Genomic DNA, 15176 nt, shown 5'->3' with positions numbered 1-15176 from the left:
TCACTGGGCCTGGGCGTCACGGATGACCGCTGCCAGGCGACGAAGCCCCTCGCCGGCACGCTCCGGCGCCACGTGGCTGAAGTTAAGCCGCAGATAGCCGGGATTGGCATCCGGTTCGGTGAAGAACGGCTCGCCGGGCATGAACGCGACATTCCGTGCCAACGCCGCGTCCAGTAGCGTACGGGTATCCAGCGGCTGCCTGAGCTTGAGCCAGAAGAACAGCCCGCCCTGCGGCACGTTCCAGTCGGCCAGCTCGGCGAAATGCTCTTCCAGCTGGGCCTGCATGGCATCGCGGCGAATGCGGTAGAAATCACGCAGCTCGGCCAAGTGGCCACGGTAGGCCTCGGTGCCGAACCACTGCAACGCCTGCCATTGGCCGACGCGGTTGGTATGCAGGTCGGCGGACTGCTTCAGGCGCAACAGGTGCGGGAACAGGTCCGGCGTGGCGATCAGGAAGCCCACGCGCAGGCCCGGCAGCAGCGTCTTGGACACGGTGCCGGTGTAGATCCAGCTGGACGTTTTCAGGCGGCTGACCAGCGGGGTCGCGGCGCCCTCGTCGAACACCAGTTCGCGGTAAGGCTCGTCCTCGATCAGGGTCACGCCGAACTCATCGAGCACGGCAGCCACCTCATCGCGGCGCTGTTCGCTGTAGCGCACGCCGGACGGATTCTGGAAGGTCGGGATCAGGTAGGCGAAGGCCGGCTTGCTGGTCTCCAGCCGCTGGCGCAGCGCGGCGACGTCCGGACCTTCGGCGCCCAGCGGCACGGTCAGGCAGTTCGCCCCGAACAGCTGGAAGGCCTGCAACGCGGCCAGATAGGTCGGTGCTTCGAGCAGCACTTCGGTGCCCGGGTCGATGAACAGCTTGCTGGCCAGGTCCAGCGTCTGCTGCGAGCCGCTGACGATCAGCACCTGGCTCGCCTCGCAGGGCACACCCAGCGCGCGCGCCTCGGCCGCGATGGCCTCGCGCAGCGCCGGCTCCCCTTCACTCATGCCGTACTGTCCCATGCTCGCCGGCATGGCATCCCAGTTCACCTTCGGCAGCATCGGCTCGGCGGGCAGACCACCGGCGAAGGACATTACCTCCGGACGTTGCGCCGCGGCGAGGATTTCACGGATCAGAGAGCTTTTCAGTCGGGCGATGCGTTCGGAGAAGGCCATGGGGGTCACCGGTAGCGGGAGCACGGAAGAATGAGTCAAACTGCTTGACCGAAGCTACGACGCCCGAGATGGATACGTCAATATGCCTGACCTAATAAAAAGCGCCCTGCAACTCCAGGCGATGGAAGCCTTCTTCTACAGCTACCGGGCCTTCACCGCGAAACCCGACGAGATGCTGGCGCGCCGCGGCCTGAGCCGGGTGCATCACCGCATCCTGTTCTTCATCGCACGCAATCCGGGGCTGAGCGTCAGCCAGCTGCTGGCCGCCCTCGGCGTGACCAAGCAGGCGCTGAACGTGCCGCTGCGCCAGTTGCTGGAGCGCGACCTGATCCGCAGCGAAGCCTGCGACAACGACAAGCGCCGACGACTGCTGGAGCTGACGGCAGAAGGCGGCAAGCTGGAAAAGGCCCTGCGCCAGGAGCAGGGTCGCCTGCTGCAACGGGCCTTCGATGAGGCCGGGGAAGACGCCGTGCGCGGCTGGCTGGCGGTCAATCAGGCCATCGCCTGGTCACAGGACGACGACTAGCGGGCGGCGACGTCCAGCTCACGGGCGGCGCGCAGGAACATCAGCGCCAGCGGCAGCAGGCTGGCCATCGCCAGCGCGGTGCCTGGCAGGAACAGCAGGACGCTGAGCAGGCACACGCCGGAGGTGACCTCCAGCCAGCCCATGACCTTCACCGACGGGTACGGCAGTTCGATCTTCAGCAGGCGGATGCCATACCAGAGGGTGACGACGCCGGTAGGAACGAACAGGCCCATGAAGCCCATCAGCGCGCCGTTGAATTCGCCGCTGAGCTGCTCGTCGAAGATGAGGCTGTAGACCTGCATCACCAGCGCGACGGCAATCGACAGCCCGACCGGCCAGGCCAGGCCACGGGCGTTGAAGCGATCCTCGAGAAAACGGCGGGTGCGCCACAGCAGGAAGCAGCCAAGCACCGTGCTGAGCACGCCAACCCAGAGTTCGTAGCGTTGCCAGGTGCTCGATTCATGCAGCGCGGCCGCGAAAGACAGGACGAGCAGCACCACATCGCACAACAACAGGGCCAGGCTCAGGCAACCGAGCAGGCGCAGGTGGCCCGGGCTCCAGCGCCCGCCGAGGAATGCACCCGGAGCACTCTGATCCACCAGCTCGACCTGGGGCGCGGCATAGGGATTCTGTTCCATGGTGGCGATCGTCCATCAGGTGTACGGCGTTCCCGCACCATACCGGCGCACCCCGTCGCATGCCACTGCCGCTCGCACTGTACGGGCCGTTCGGCGACTGGCTGTTATGGGACAGCCTGGAGCCTGCGGGATTAGGCTGGTGCTACTTGAGATTCTGCGTGGGGCAGCCCTCTCCCCCGCCCTCTCCCTGAAGGGATAGGGCGCTGTCCGTGCCGGCTGACACTTTGGCCTCAACCTGCGCCACACGGTCCCCTCTCCCTTCAGGGAGAGGGTTAGGGAGAGGGAAGCCCATGCACAAAGCTTCAGAAAAACAGTAGTCCCCAGAACAAGACCGGTACCCCGCCATGCCCCTCGAACTCCTCGGCGCCTTCGTGCTGTTCGCCTTCGTCACCTCCATCACCCCCGGCCCCAACAACATGATGCTGCTGGCCTCGGGCGTGAACTTCGGCGTTCGCCGCACCCTCCCGCACATGCTCGGCATCAGCATCGGCTTCCTGCTGCTGGTGGTCGCAGTGGGTCTGGGCCTGCACCAGCTGTTCGAGCGCTTCCCGGCGACCTACACGGTGCTGCGCTATGCCGGCGGCGCGTATCTTCTGTACCTGGCCTGGAAAATTGCCTGCTCCGGCGCACCCGAAGCCAAGGGTGAGCACACTGCCCGGCCGATGACCTTCCTCCAGGCCGCCGCTTTCCAGTGGGTCAACCCCAAGGCCTGGGTGATGGCCGTGGGCGCCATCGCCACCTACTTGCCGGCCAACAGCTGGATCGGCAATGTCGTCCTGATCGCCACCCTGTTCGCCGTGGTCAACCTACCCAGCGTGGGCGTCTGGACGGTACTCGGCAGCCTGCTGCGGCGCTGGCTGGAAGACCCGCTGCGCTTGCGCCTGTTCAACGTCGGCATGGCGGCGCTGCTGGTCGCTTCGCTCTACCCTCTGCTGACCCGCACCTGATGGAAATTCGTGCATGACTGACACCACTCCTGCCAGCGCGCCACTGCGCCCGCTGGCCGACTCCTCCCCCGCCGCCATCGTCGCCGGGTTCGTCGCCATGCTCACCGGCTACACCAGTTCGCTGGTGCTGATGTTCCAGGCCGGCCAGGCCGCCGGACTCTCCACCGCGCAGATTTCCTCGTGGATCTGGGCGCTGTCCATCGGCATGGCCCTGACCACCATCGGCCTGACCCTGCGTTACCGCACGCCCATCGTCATCGCCTGGTCCACACCCGGCGCCGCGCTGCTGATCAGCAGCCTGCCCGGCGTGCCTTACGGCGAAGCCATCGGCGCCTTCATCGTCTGCGCCGCGCTGATCACGCTCTGCGGCATCACCGGCAGCTTCGAGCGGCTGATGCGCCAGGTCCCAGGCTCGCTGGCCTCGGCCTTGCTGGCCGGGGTGCTGTTCCGCATCTGCATCGAAATCTGCAACGCCGCGCAACAGCAGACGGCACTGGTCGTGGCGATGTTCGTCAGCTACCTCATCGCCAAGCGCCTGTCGCCGCGCTATGCGGTGTTCGCCGCGCTGCTGGTAGGCGTCGCCCTGGCCGGTTTCCTCGGCCTGCTCAACTTCAGTCACTTCCAGCTGGAGATCGCCCGGCCGGTGTGGACCACCCCGAGTTTCTCGCTGGCCGCCACCATCAGCATCGCCATTCCGCTGTTCATCGTGGCGATGGCCTCGCAGAACATGCCCGGCCTCGCTGTGCTGCGCGCCGACGGCTACCAGGTGCCCGCCTCGCCGCTGATCTCCACCACCGGCATCGCTTCGCTGCTACTGGCGCCGTTCGGCTCCCACGGCATCAACCTGGCAGCCATCAGCGCGGCCATCTGCACCGGCCCGGAAGCCCACGAAAACCCGCACAAGCGCTACACCGCCGCGCTCTGGTGCGGTCTGTTCTACGGCATTGCCGGCATCTTCGGCGCCACCCTCGCCGCACTGTTCGCCGCGCTGCCCAAGGCGCTGGTGCTGTCCATCGCCGCGCTGGCCCTGCTCGGCTCGATCACCAACGGCCTGACCAACGCCATGGCCGATGCGCGCCAGCGCGAAGCGGCGATGGTGACCTTCCTGGTCACCGCCTCGGGCTTCACCCTGTTCTCCGTCGGCTCGGCCTTCTGGGGGCTGGTCGCCGGCCTGCTGACCCAACTGGTGCTGAACTGGCGCCGTTCCGCGTAACTCCCGTCTGCTAGCATGCGGGCGATTGCCCGAACCGGATCGTCCTGCATGCTGCACACCCTCGCCGTCGCCAACTACCGCTCGATCAACTCGCTGGTGCTACCCCTGGGCCGGCTGAACCTGATCACCGGCGCCAACGGCAGCGGCAAATCCAACCTCTACCGCGCCCTGCGCCTGCTCGCCGAAACCGCCCAGGGCGGCGTGGTGAATGCACTGGCACGTGAGGGCGGGCTGGAATCCACTTTCTGGGCCGGGCCGGAAACCCATTCGCGGCGCATGCGCTCAGGCGAGGTGGAGGTCCAGGGCGGCCCGCGCAACGAGGTGAAGCGACTGCGCCTGGGCTTTTCCGGTGACGACTTCGGCTACGCCATTGCCCTCGGCCTGCCGCCTCCACCCGTGGTCAGCGCCTTCGGCCTGGACCCGGAGATCAAGCACGAAAGCATCTGGGCCGGCCCGTGGTACCGCCCCGCCTCGCAACTGGTGGAGCGCAACGGCCCGCTGTTGCGTGCTCGCGAGGGCCGCAGCTGGCAGGTACTGGAACAACACATCCCGAGCTTCGACAGCCTGTTTACCCAGATCGGCAGCGGCTCCGACTGCCCTGAAGCCCTGCTGCTGCGCGACCAGATTCGTGGCTGGCGCTTCTACGACCACTTCCGCACCGATGTCGACGCCCCTGCGCGCCAACCGCAACTGGGCACCCGCACGCCAGTGCTGCACCACGACGGCCGCGACCTCGCGGCAGCGCTGCAGACCATTCATGAAATCGGCGATGCCCGTGCGCTGGAAGCCGCCATCAGCGACGCCTTCCCCGGCGCCGAATTGCTGATCGACTGCCAGCCCGGCGGACGCTTCGCGGTTGCGCTGAAGCAGTACGGACTGCTACGGCCGCTGAGTGCGGCGGAACTCTCCGACGGCACGCTGCGCTACCTGCTGCTGGTGGCCGCCCTGCTCACCCCGCGCCCGCCGTCGCTGATGGTGCTCAACGAACCGGAAACCAGCCTGCACCCGGACCTGCTGCCGGCGCTGGGACGGTTGATCATCGAGGCCTCGAAGCACACCCAGGTCTGGGTCGTGTCCCACGCCAGCCGGCTGATTGCCACGCTGGAGGAACACCCCGAGTGCAACTGCCTGCACCTGGACAAGGAGCTGGGCCAGACGCGCATCCGCGACCAGGGCATGTTCGATGCCCCGGCCTGGCATTGGGCGGATTGAGACTACGCCTTCAGGTCGACGCCGAAGTTGAAAGGGTCGTAGGAGCTGACTTCGTCCGCGAAGCCCTTCTGCCAGGAACGTGAGAAACCCACCGGCAAGGCGCTCTTACAGGGAATGTCCGGGCGTCAGGCGGTCGCCTGCTCCGGCGCAGTCTTGGCCACACCGCGGCTGACCCACCAGCCGAAGAGCCCGGCGGTGAAGAACATCAGCACACCGTAGATCGCCGCCGGAATCGCCATGGTCTTGTTGTTCAGCAGCATCGGGCTGAGCGCCAGGGCGATGGCCAGGGTCCCGTTGTGGATGCCGATCTCCATGCCGATGGCGATGGATTGCGGCTTGGAGAGCTTCAGCAGGCGCGGAATCCAGTAGCCCAGTGCCAGGCTCAGCAGGTTGAAGCACAGCGCCGCCGCACCAACGATGGGCGCATAGGCGAGGAAGGTCTGCCAGTCCTTGGTCACGGCCACGCCGATGATCACCGCCAGCAGCAGCGCGGAAAGGATCTTCACCGGCTTCTGCAGCGCTGCCGCCACCCGCGGCAGCAGGCGCCGCACGATCATGCCAATGGCCACCGGGCCGAGCACGATGATGAACACCTGCACGACCTTGCCGAACTGCAGCGGGATGGTCTGGCCATCGTTCATGAAATACAGCAGCGACAGGTTGACGATCAGCGGCATGGTGAGGATGGCGATCACCGAGTTCACCGCCGTCAGCGTGATGTTCAGCGCCACGTCGCCGTGGGCCAGGTGACTGTAGAGGTTCGCGGTGGTACCGCCGGGAGAGGCGGCGAGCAGCATCATGCCCACGGCCAGCGCCGCTTCCAGGGCGAAGCCCAGGGTGATGAGGAAGCACGCCAGGGGCAGCAGGATGATCTGGCAGACCAGGCCGATGAGCACCGGCTTGGGATAGCGCACCACGCGGGCGAAGTCGGCGACGGTCAGGGACAGGCCGAGGCCCAGCATGATGATGCCCAGGGCGATGGGCATGAAAAGCGTCAGCAAGGGATCGTTGGTCATTGTCATTATTCTCCAACTGGGGTGGGCCGATTGTTTCGGCCTCTTGGGCGCTTGTAACTGGCCTTGCAGGCCAACACCACTTCATCCTGTAACAGAATGCAAAGACTTGTAGCGAACGGGTCGGGATCGTCGGCGGGTACGCTTTTTGTAGGAGCGAGCTTGCTCGCGAACCGCCCAGCGCCGAATCGGCCGGTAAATGCGCTCCTACAGGTGATGCATGAAGTAATAGGACTGAGAACACCCTCTCCCTGAAGGGAGAGGGATTCGTTCTCCGCCACATTCAGTTCGTCGCTCACCTGACACCGTTTCGGTTACATGAAACGGGGGACGAGCCGGCTAAACAGGCGTGTCACCCGCATGCCGAACAGCCCCCTCTCCCTTCAGGGAGAGGGTTGGGGAGAGGGTTGGGGAGAGGGAACACTCGAGCGCACCGCTCCCCCGAGACGATCAGATCGCCGTGGCCCCGCCATCCACCGGCAGCGCGATGCCCGTGGTGAAGCCGGCGTGGTCGCTGCACAGGTACAGCACCGCGCTGGCGATTTCCTCGACGCGACCTACACGGCCCACCGGGTGCATGGCGGCGGCGAATTCGGCCTTCTTCGGGTCGGCCTCGTAGGCGCGACGGAACATGTCGGTGTCGATCACCGCCGGGCACACGGCATTGATGCGGATCTTCTTCTTCGCGTACTCGATGGCCGCGGACTTGGTCAGGCCGATTACCGCGTGCTTGGAGGCGGCGTAGATGCTCATCTTCGGCGCAGCACCGAGGCCCGCGACCGAGGCGGTGTTGACGATGGCGCCGCCGCCCTGCTCCAGCATCACTGGAATCTGGTGTTTCATGCACAGCCAGACGCCTTTCACGTTGACGCCCATGATGGCGTCGAACTCGCTCTCTTCGCCGTCGGCCAGCTTGCCCTTCTCGATCTCGATGCCGGCATTGTTGAAGGCATAGTCCAGGCGGCCGTAGGCGGCAACGGTACCTGCCACCAGCGCCTTGACCTCGGCGTCGCGGGTCACGTCGCAGCGGATGAACGTGGCATCACCACCCGCCGCGCGGATCAGCTCGACGGTCGCTTCGCCCCCCTTGGTGTCGACGTCGGAAACCACGACCTTCACGCCCTGCTGGGCGAAAGCCTGGGCGGTGGCGCGGCCGATGCCGTTGGCGGCGCCGGTGACCAGGGCGACCTGGCCGGAAAGCAGCTGACTCATGGAGGATCCTCGAGCTATTGGGGAAGCGGATGGATAACCGTCGCAGTCTAGCCAGCGCGTTACCGCCGCGAAGCACTATCAGGCGGGGCAACGTCACTGCATCCATGTCAATGATGATTGCCACAAGCAAGGATCACTGGCGCCGATGGCCGGACATTCCCCCGGCGGACGGAACTTGCCCCAAGGCCGCGCGCGGACTATCACCTAGGCTTTCCCCCTGACTGAGTCCACTGCCATGCCCACCCAGATCAATCGCCAGTTCCAGCTCGCCCAGCGCCCGGTCGGCGCCGCCACCCGCGATACCTTCGCCTACGTGGAAACCCCGGTCGGCGAGCCCGGCCCCGGCCAGATCCTGGTGAAGAACCAGTACCTGTCGCTGGACCCGGCCATGCGCGGCTGGATGAACGATGCCAAGTCCTACATCGCCCCCGTGGCCATCGGCGACGTGATGCGCGCCCTGGGCGTGGGCCAGGTGATCGCCTCGCAACACCCGGACTTCAAGGTCGGCGACGAAGTGAATGGCGCCCTCGGCGTGCAGGACTACTTCCTCGGCGAGCCCAAAGGCTTCTACAAGGTCGACAGCCAGCGCGCGCCCCTGCCGCTGTACCTCTCCGCGCTGGGCATGACCGGCATGACCGCCTACTTCGGCTTCCTCGACGTCGGCCTGCCCCAGGCTGGTGACACCGTGGTCGTCTCCGGCGCCGCCGGCGCGGTGGGCAGCGTGGTCGGACAGATCGCGAAAATCAAAGGCTGCCGTGTGGTCGGCATCGCCGGCGGCGCCGACAAGTGCCGCTACCTGGTGGACGAACTGGGCTTCGATGGCGCCATCGACTACAAGGCCGAAGACCTCCACGCCGGTCTCAAGCGCGAGTGCCCCAAGGGCGTGAACGTGTTCTTCGACAACGTTGGCGGCGACATCCTCGACGCCGTCCTGGCCCGCCTGGCACCCAAGGCGCGAGTGGTGATCTGCGGTGCGATCAGCCAGTACAACAACAAGGAAGCCGTGCGCGGCCCGGCCAACTACCTGTCGCTGCTGGTCAACCGCGCGCGCATGGAAGGCATGGTGGTGATGGACTACGCCCACCGCTTCCAGGAAGGTTTCAAGGACATGGCGACCTGGATCGCCGAGGGCAAGCTGAAGTCGAGGGAAGATATCGTCGAAGGCCTGGAAACCTTCCCCGAGACCCTGGCCAAGCTGTTCAGCGGCGAGAACTTCGGCAAGCTGGTGTTGAAGGTCTGACGACTTACGCGGTTCTGATCCAGGCGCGAGCACGTTCGCGAACGCTCTTCCCGGCGATTGCAATGCCGGGCAGTTCGCGAGCAAGCTCGCTCCTACAGACAAGCGGTCGTCGCCTGCACGCTTTCCGCGCTCTATCTCGATGATTTCCGACAAGCTCTGCTGAGTCTTTCCAGCTAGGATTTCTCTTGGTCGATTCCAAGGAAGATCCCCCGAATGTCCCTCGCCCGTTGGCTGCCCGGTCTGGACGGCCTGCTGCACTACCATTTCGACTGGCTGCCGCGCGATGTCCAGGCCGGCCTGTCCGTGGCCGCGGTACAGATTCCTACCGCCATCGCCTACTCGCAGATCATCGGCTTCCCGCCGCAGGTCGGGCTCTACGCCTGCATCCTGCCGATGCTGATCTACGCCATCGTCGGCAGCTCGCGGCAGTTGATGGTCGGCCCGGATGCCGCCACCGCTGCCATGGTCGCGGCCGCCATCACGCCGCTGGCGGCCGGCAATCCCGAGCGCCTGCTGCAGTTGTCGATGATCGTCGCGGTGCTGGTGGGCGCCATGTCCATCGCCGCCGGTTTCGCCCGCGCCGGCTTCGTCGCCAGCTTCCTCTCGCGGCCCACGCTGGTGGGCTACCTGAACGGCATCGGCCTGAGCCTGATCGCCGGCCAGCTGGGCAAGATCCTCGGCTACCACAGCGAAACCAGTGGCTTCGTCCGCGGCCTGATCGCCCTGGTGCGCAACCTGACCGATACCCACCTGCCGACCCTGGCGCTGGGCGTCGGCACCCTGGCGCTGATGATCCTGCTGCCACGCCGTTATCCGAAGATTCCCGGCGCACTGGTCGGCGTGCTCTTCGCCTCGGTGATCGCAGCGCTGTTCGGCCTCGACCAGTACGGCATCAAGCTGCTCGGCGAAGTGCCGCAAGGCCTGCCGCAGCTGAGCTGGCCACGGACCAACTATGAGGAACTGGGCAACCTGTTCCGCGACGCCATGGGGATCACCATCGTCAGCTTCTGCAGCGCCATGCTCACCGCGCGCAGCTTCGCCGCCCGCCACGGATACGCCATCGACGCCAACCACGAGTTCATGGCGCTGGGCATGGCCAACATCGGCGCGGGGATCTCCCAGGGCTTCGCCATCAGCGGCGCCGACTCGCGTACCGCGGTGAACGACATGGTCGGCGGCAAGAGCCAGATGGTCGGCGTGGTCGCCGCGCTGGTGATCGGCCTGGTCCTGCTGCTGTTCAGCAAGCCGCTGGGCTGGGTGCCGATGCCGGCGCTGGGCGCGGTGCTGCTGATGGCCGGCTGGGGCCTGATCGACTTCCGCGCGCTGCGCGGCTTCTGGGCGCTGAGCCGGTTCGAGTTCGGGCTCTGCGTGCTGACCACGATAGGCGTGCTCAGCGTGGGCGTCCTGCCAGGCATCTTCGTCGCCATCATGCTGGCCCTGCTGCGCCTGCTCTATCTCACCTATCGCCCGCATGACGCGGTGATGGGCTGGGTGCACGGCATCGACGGCCAGGTGGAACTGGAGCAATACCCCAACGCCCACACGTTGCCGGGGCTGGTGATCTACCGCTTCGACGCGCCGATCCTGTTCTTCAATGCCGACTACTTCAAACAGCGCTTGCTGGAAGTGGTGGCGCAAGCCCCAAACGCCCGTGCAGTGCTGCTCAATGCCGAGGGCATCCTCAACCTGGATATCAGCGGCCTGACGACCTTGCGCGAAGTGCAGCAGACCCTCGACGCCCAGGGCGTGCACCTGTCCCTGGCGCGGGTCACCGGCGAGACCCTGGCGATGCTCAAGCGCTCCGGTGCTCTCGGCGAGGTGAAGCCGCCGCTGGTGTTCAGCTCGGTGCGCGCGGGGGTCAATGCCTACCGGCGCTGGCACCAGCAGCGCAAACGCGAACAGGCAGCCAGCGCACAGACGTCACAGGCGGAACTGCCCGACCAGCCCCTGTAGTTCGCGGCTGAGCTGCGCCAGCTCGACGCTGGATGACGCGGTGGATTCCATGGCCTGTGCCGACTCGTCGGCGATGCCACGGATGCTGCTGACGCTGCGGCTGATCTCCTCGGCCACGGCGCTCTGCTGCTCCGACGCGGCGGCGATCTGCTGGTTCATCTGGTGGATCACCGCCACCGCCGAGGCGATGGTGCCCAGCGCGGCCTCGGTCTGCACCGCGTCGCCCACGGTCATCTCCACCAGCGCATGACTGCGCTGCATACGCTGAACCGACGTACTCGCGCCGCTCTGCAGCGCAGCAATCAGCGTTTCGATCTCGGCGGTGGACTGCTGGGTACGCCGCGCCAGCGCCCGGACTTCGTCGGCCACAACGGCAAAGCCCCTGCCCTGCTCGCCCGCCCGGGCAGCCTCGATGGCGGCGTTGAGCGCCAGCAGGTTGGTCTGCTCAGCGACATTCTTGATCACGTCCAGCACGCTGCCGATGCTCTGGCTCTCGCGGCCCAATTGCTCGATGCTCTGCGTGGCCGCGCGCACGGCATCGGCCAGTTGTTCGATGCGGCCGAGCGTCTGGCGCACCACATCCTGCCCGCTGGCGACCTTGCCGTCGGCCTGTTCCGCGGAGCTGGCGGCCTCCTCGGCGTTGCGCGCCACGTCGTGGACGGTGGCGGCCATCTGGTTCATCGCCGTGGCGACCTGGTCGGTCTCGGCCTTCTGGCTGTTCACCCCGTGCTGGGTACGCTCGGTGATGCTGGACAGCGCCTGCGCCGACGCAGTGATCTGCCCCACGCCGTCGCTGAGCCGGCTGACGATGCTGCGCAGGCTATCGGCCATGCTGCCGACCGCGCCCATCAACTGCCCGACTTCGTCCTTGCGCCGTACCTCGATGCTCACGCTCAGGTCGCCCTCGGCAATGCGGCTGGCCATGCCGATCACCTGCCGCAGCGGCCGCACGATCATCCAGGTGATCAGCAACGAAGCCAGCGCGCCCACCAGCAGCGCCAGCGCGGCCGAGGCGACAATCAGCAGTGTGTTGGTGCGCAGCTGAGTCTGCATGGCCGCGCGCTGGGCAGCGTAGGCATCATCGACCTGCTGCATGACCTGGGCCGCGCGGTCATTCATCTGCGCATGGACCTGTTTTTCCTGCTCGAGGCTGGCGGTGTACTCGTCGAGCTTCTCGACGAAGGCGTTGATGTTGGTGATGACGTCCTTGAGCACCGAGACGTAGGTCGGGTCGGTGATCGCCTCCTGCAATTTGGCGGACAGCGCCAGTGCCTCGGCGGCGGACTTGATGCGGCCGCCCTCGCCCTTCTCGTCGCTGCCAGCCTCCATGCGCGAGCGAGCCTCGTTCAGGCCCTGCAGCACCAGGCGATAGAGCTGGCTGACCTGGGCGGCCTGCTGCAGCAGCTCCTCGCCCTTCTGCCCCTGGGAGTCCTTGAGTTCATAGGCACCGTCATCGGCCAGGCTGGATTGCAGGATGTCCAGGCTGTTGGACGCGCCGTTCACCGACCAGGTGGCGGCATCCAGCGACAGCCGCCGGCTCTTGCTGGATTTCTCGAAGCGGGCGAAGGCGGCGAGGTAGTCGGCCACGCCCTGCTCCACCCGCGCCATGGCCGCGGCCTGGTCGGGCTCGGCCTTGAGCCGCGTGACGGCGTCGTTGAGCGCGCCGGCGTGCTCGCGCAGGCGCTGGGCCGAGGCATCGCTGGCATCGATCACGAAATCCTTCTCGCTCTGGCGCATCTCCAGCAGCTCGCGGTTGATGGTCGACATGTCGCCGAGCAGATCGAAACGCTGGGATATCGCCCGTAGCGAGGTGACGCCGATCACCGCCACCAGCGCGGTGAGCAACAGCACCAGGCCGAATCCGATGGCCAGTTTCTTTGCCGTACCCATATCGGCCAGACGACGCTGCACGAAGGCAACCATGGCATCTCCCCCCATCCGCAATGGCGTTGCAGGAAATCCTCGAAGGTCTCCTGATCGTTATCGCTGCTTTTGGACGGAACATTAGGAGCGCCGCGCACTGGCTGGATAGAGGGTGCGACGGTGATGGCACGGTGATGCTGCACAGAGGTACGTGGAGGTCGTATCCAGAACACTGAACAGGACTTTCCTGACTCGGTTACGGAAACCACCGACAGCGACCTGCCGCTGCGATCGTTCAGATTCCGGCACCTGAATTCCCACTCCAGGTACTCGGATGAACGCCTATTACCAACTGGTCCTGCAACGCCCGCTGACGGGACTCTCCCACGAGCTCGTCCTGCCGGCGCTGTACCAGGAGCAGCGCCGCCTCGACCCGTTACTGTTGAAGGGTGGGCAATTGCCGATCCGCCGCTTCGTCTATCCGCGACTCGGCGACGAGGACGAGCGGTCGGACTGCTGGTTCGACGCCCAGTGCGGCTGGCAACTGGTACACGACATCGTCAGCCTGGTTCACCGCAGCGCGCTGGAATTCCCCCGCCGCGACACGTTGCTCTCGGAACTCTTCGCCCTCGGTGAACGGCTGGATCTGGCGCGCCTGAGCGGTATCCACTGGCAGCTCGGCCTGGAACTGGAGTTCGCCTGACGCCTTGGCGCCAGGCGCGCGCTTACTTTGGCCGGATCATGCTGAAGGTGTCGCGGGTATAGCTGTACTGGGTGCCGCCCAGGCGACCCACCAGGTCCAGCTTCGCCGGGTCGACATGGCGCTCGTCCTGCATCACCGACTCGTCGATATGCGCCAGCAGCACGCGGGCGAAGATCAACAGGCTGGAGGGATTGTCCGCCGGGTACGGCAGGATCTCCGCCAACTGGCACTCGAAGGCCACCGGCGCGCCGACCACACGTGGCGGCGCTACACGCTCGCTGGGCACGGTCGCGATACCGGCCTGCTCGATCTCGCTGACACCGTGGGGCAGCCAGGCGGCAGTCGCGTTCATGTTCTCGGCCTGGGCGGCGCTGACCAGATGGATCACCAGCTCGCCAGTCTCGCGCACATTGCGCAGGGTGTCCTTGACGCTGCCATCCTCACGTACGCTGGTGTTGACCAGCAGGGTTGGCGGCGAATCGCTGATCACCTGGAAGAAGCTGAACGGTGCGAGGTTGCTCCGGCCCTCCGCCGACAGGGTGGAGACCCAGGCAATAGGGCGCGGCGTGACGGTGGAGGCCAACCAGCGATAGGCCTCGGCCTTGGACAGTTGGGTGAAGTCGAGTTGCATGAGGATATCCGGACAGACGGTGAGCGATGCGGTGGAAAGACGCGGGTCGCTTCAGGCGGCCCGGCGATGCGCGGCTCAGCGGCCGGCGCGGGATTCCTTGATGTAGAAGCGCGCGCGGCTGGCCTTGTCGGAGCAACCGTCGTAGGCCTCGACCTGCTGCTGGGTCTTGGCGGCGGTCAGCAGGCCAACGGCCTTGGAGTAGCTGACCGTGCCGGCGAACCCTTCGGCCTTGGCCAGGTCCAGCTCGTGCCAGGCGGCGTTCAGCTCATTGGCGCAGCTGTCGCGATTGACGGTCTTGCCCGAGCAACCGGCGACAGCCAGCAGCACGGCGATGATCAGGGAAATGCGCGGCATGACGAAACTCCTGGAAGTACTCGCGGGTGAATCCAGCTTAGAACGCGGCGCCGAAGCCTGCCGGACGGCGCCGCAGTATGCCACCGGGCGGAAGGCGTTCAAGCGACTACTACACTGTTTTCCCACGGGATATCCCGAGAAGGAGACGGATCATGGTGCACCAGGGCAGCTGCCATTGCGGGCAGATCGCGTTCGAAGTGGAAGGGGATGTCGGTGAAGTCGTGTCGTGCAACTGCTCGATCTGCCGGCGCAAGGGCTCGCTGCTATGGTTCGTGCCGCGCGGCAAGCTGAAGCTGACGACTCCTGAGAGTGCGATGAGCACCTATACGTTCAACACCCATCGCATCGAGCACCGCTTCTGCCCTACCTGCGGTTGCGCGCCGCTGGCCTATGGTGCGATGCCGGACGGCACGCCGATGGCAGCGATCAACGTGCGCTGCCTGCCAGGCGTGGACCTGGCGGGGCTGACAGTGAAGGAATATGACGGCAAGAGCCGGTGACGCACCAGCTCGA

Annotated in this window: 15 protein-coding genes and 1 pseudogene; 8 read left to right on the top strand and 8 right to left on the bottom strand. The window is 66.1% G+C overall.

The features are described 5' to 3' along the window. Nucleotides 1-1158, bottom strand: coding sequence for an aminotransferase-like domain-containing protein (locus AC1ZV1_RS10540; protein WP_484296656.1), 1158 nt, complete (start codon nucleotides 1156-1158; stop codon nucleotides 1-3). Between the two features lie 82 nt (nucleotides 1159-1240). Between AC1ZV1_RS10540 and AC1ZV1_RS10535 the strand changes: the two genes are divergently transcribed. Next, complete coding sequence (locus AC1ZV1_RS10535) at nucleotides 1241-1684, top strand: MarR family transcriptional regulator (RefSeq protein ID WP_484296655.1); 444 nt, start codon at nucleotides 1241-1243, stop codon at nucleotides 1682-1684. On the opposite strand, the gene AC1ZV1_RS10530 is transcribed toward AC1ZV1_RS10535, so the two are convergent. Next, on the bottom strand, nucleotides 1681-2322 hold the full coding sequence (locus tag AC1ZV1_RS10530; protein WP_484296654.1) for a hypothetical protein: 642 nt from the start codon (nucleotides 2320-2322) through the stop codon (nucleotides 1681-1683). The genes AC1ZV1_RS10535 and AC1ZV1_RS10530 overlap by 4 nt on opposite strands. A gap of 344 nt (nucleotides 2323-2666) precedes the next feature. Here AC1ZV1_RS10530 and AC1ZV1_RS10525 point away from each other — a divergent pair, with 344 nt between their 5' ends. From AC1ZV1_RS10525 to AC1ZV1_RS10515, 3 genes are read left to right on the top strand one after another with little or no spacing between them, the layout of a single operon-like run. Then, the gene (locus AC1ZV1_RS10525) at nucleotides 2667-3269 is read left to right on the top strand and encodes a LysE family translocator (RefSeq protein ID WP_484296653.1); all 603 of its coding nucleotides are present in this window, start codon (nucleotides 2667-2669) and stop codon (nucleotides 3267-3269) included. 13 nt (nucleotides 3270-3282) lie between these two features. Beyond that, a complete protein-coding gene (locus tag AC1ZV1_RS10520; RefSeq protein WP_484296652.1) occupies nucleotides 3283-4482 on the top strand; it encodes a benzoate/H(+) symporter BenE family transporter in 1200 nt (399 codons plus the stop codon). A gap of 48 nt (nucleotides 4483-4530) precedes the next feature. After that, nucleotides 4531-5694 (top strand): AAA family ATPase, encoded by a 1164-nt coding sequence (locus tag AC1ZV1_RS10515; RefSeq protein WP_484296651.1) that lies wholly within the window; start codon nucleotides 4531-4533, stop codon nucleotides 5692-5694. A 125-nt stretch (nucleotides 5695-5819) separates the two neighbouring features. On the opposite strand, the gene AC1ZV1_RS10510 is transcribed toward AC1ZV1_RS10515, so the two are convergent. Both AC1ZV1_RS10510 and AC1ZV1_RS10505 read right to left on the bottom strand, forming a co-directional pair. Next, nucleotides 5820-6710: a bile acid:sodium symporter family protein gene (locus tag AC1ZV1_RS10510; protein WP_484296650.1), complete on the bottom strand. Its 891-nt coding sequence runs from the start codon at nucleotides 6708-6710 to the stop codon at nucleotides 5820-5822. A 447-nt stretch (nucleotides 6711-7157) separates the two neighbouring features. Beyond that, the gene (locus tag AC1ZV1_RS10505) at nucleotides 7158-7919 is read right to left on the bottom strand and encodes an SDR family oxidoreductase (RefSeq protein WP_484296649.1); all 762 of its coding nucleotides are present in this window, start codon (nucleotides 7917-7919) and stop codon (nucleotides 7158-7160) included. Between the two features lie 235 nt (nucleotides 7920-8154). On the opposite strand from AC1ZV1_RS10505, the gene AC1ZV1_RS10500 reads away from it, so the two are divergent. After that, on the top strand, nucleotides 8155-9159 hold the full coding sequence (locus AC1ZV1_RS10500; RefSeq protein ID WP_484296648.1) for an NADP-dependent oxidoreductase: 1005 nt from the start codon (nucleotides 8155-8157) through the stop codon (nucleotides 9157-9159). Nucleotides 9160-9372: 213 nt separating this feature from the next. Further along, nucleotides 9373-11112, top strand: coding sequence for a SulP family inorganic anion transporter (locus AC1ZV1_RS10495; protein ID WP_484296647.1), 1740 nt, complete (start codon nucleotides 9373-9375; stop codon nucleotides 11110-11112). On the opposite strand, the gene AC1ZV1_RS10490 is transcribed toward AC1ZV1_RS10495, so the two are convergent. Continuing rightward, entirely contained in the window at nucleotides 11080-11784 is a 705-nt protein-coding gene (locus AC1ZV1_RS10490) for a methyl-accepting chemotaxis protein (protein ID WP_484297540.1), read from the bottom strand. The genes AC1ZV1_RS10495 and AC1ZV1_RS10490 overlap by 33 nt on opposite strands. A 201-nt stretch (nucleotides 11785-11985) precedes the next feature. After that, nucleotides 11986-12036, bottom strand: a pseudogene (locus AC1ZV1_RS10485) (hypothetical protein); the annotation flags it as partial. A 1273-nt stretch (nucleotides 12037-13309) separates the two neighbouring features. On the opposite strand from AC1ZV1_RS10485, the gene AC1ZV1_RS10480 reads away from it, so the two are divergent. Then, a complete protein-coding gene (locus AC1ZV1_RS10480) occupies nucleotides 13310-13678 on the top strand; it encodes a hypothetical protein (protein WP_484296646.1) in 369 nt (122 codons plus the stop codon). 22 nt (nucleotides 13679-13700) lie between these two features. Here the strand turns inward: AC1ZV1_RS10480 and AC1ZV1_RS10475 are convergent, their stop codons facing one another. Together AC1ZV1_RS10475 and AC1ZV1_RS10470 are read right to left on the bottom strand one after the other, a co-directional pair. Further along, nucleotides 13701-14309, bottom strand: a complete 609-nt coding sequence (locus tag AC1ZV1_RS10475) for a flavin reductase family protein (RefSeq protein ID WP_484296645.1) — start codon at nucleotides 14307-14309, stop codon at nucleotides 13701-13703. 75 nt (nucleotides 14310-14384) lie between these two features. Next, nucleotides 14385-14663: a hypothetical protein gene (locus AC1ZV1_RS10470; RefSeq protein ID WP_484296644.1), complete on the bottom strand. Its 279-nt coding sequence runs from the start codon at nucleotides 14661-14663 to the stop codon at nucleotides 14385-14387. 152 nt (nucleotides 14664-14815) lie between these two features. On the opposite strand from AC1ZV1_RS10470, the gene AC1ZV1_RS10465 reads away from it, so the two are divergent. Further along, nucleotides 14816-15163 (top strand): GFA family protein, encoded by a 348-nt coding sequence (locus AC1ZV1_RS10465; protein WP_088417552.1) that lies wholly within the window; start codon nucleotides 14816-14818, stop codon nucleotides 15161-15163. The last annotated feature ends 13 nt before the right edge of the window (nucleotides 15164-15176 follow it).

It is taken from the genome of Pseudomonas sp. BB438 (genome assembly GCF_057180225.1).
Note: the sequence above shows the minus strand (reverse complement) of the source record. Positions and strands in the feature narration are given on the sequence as shown.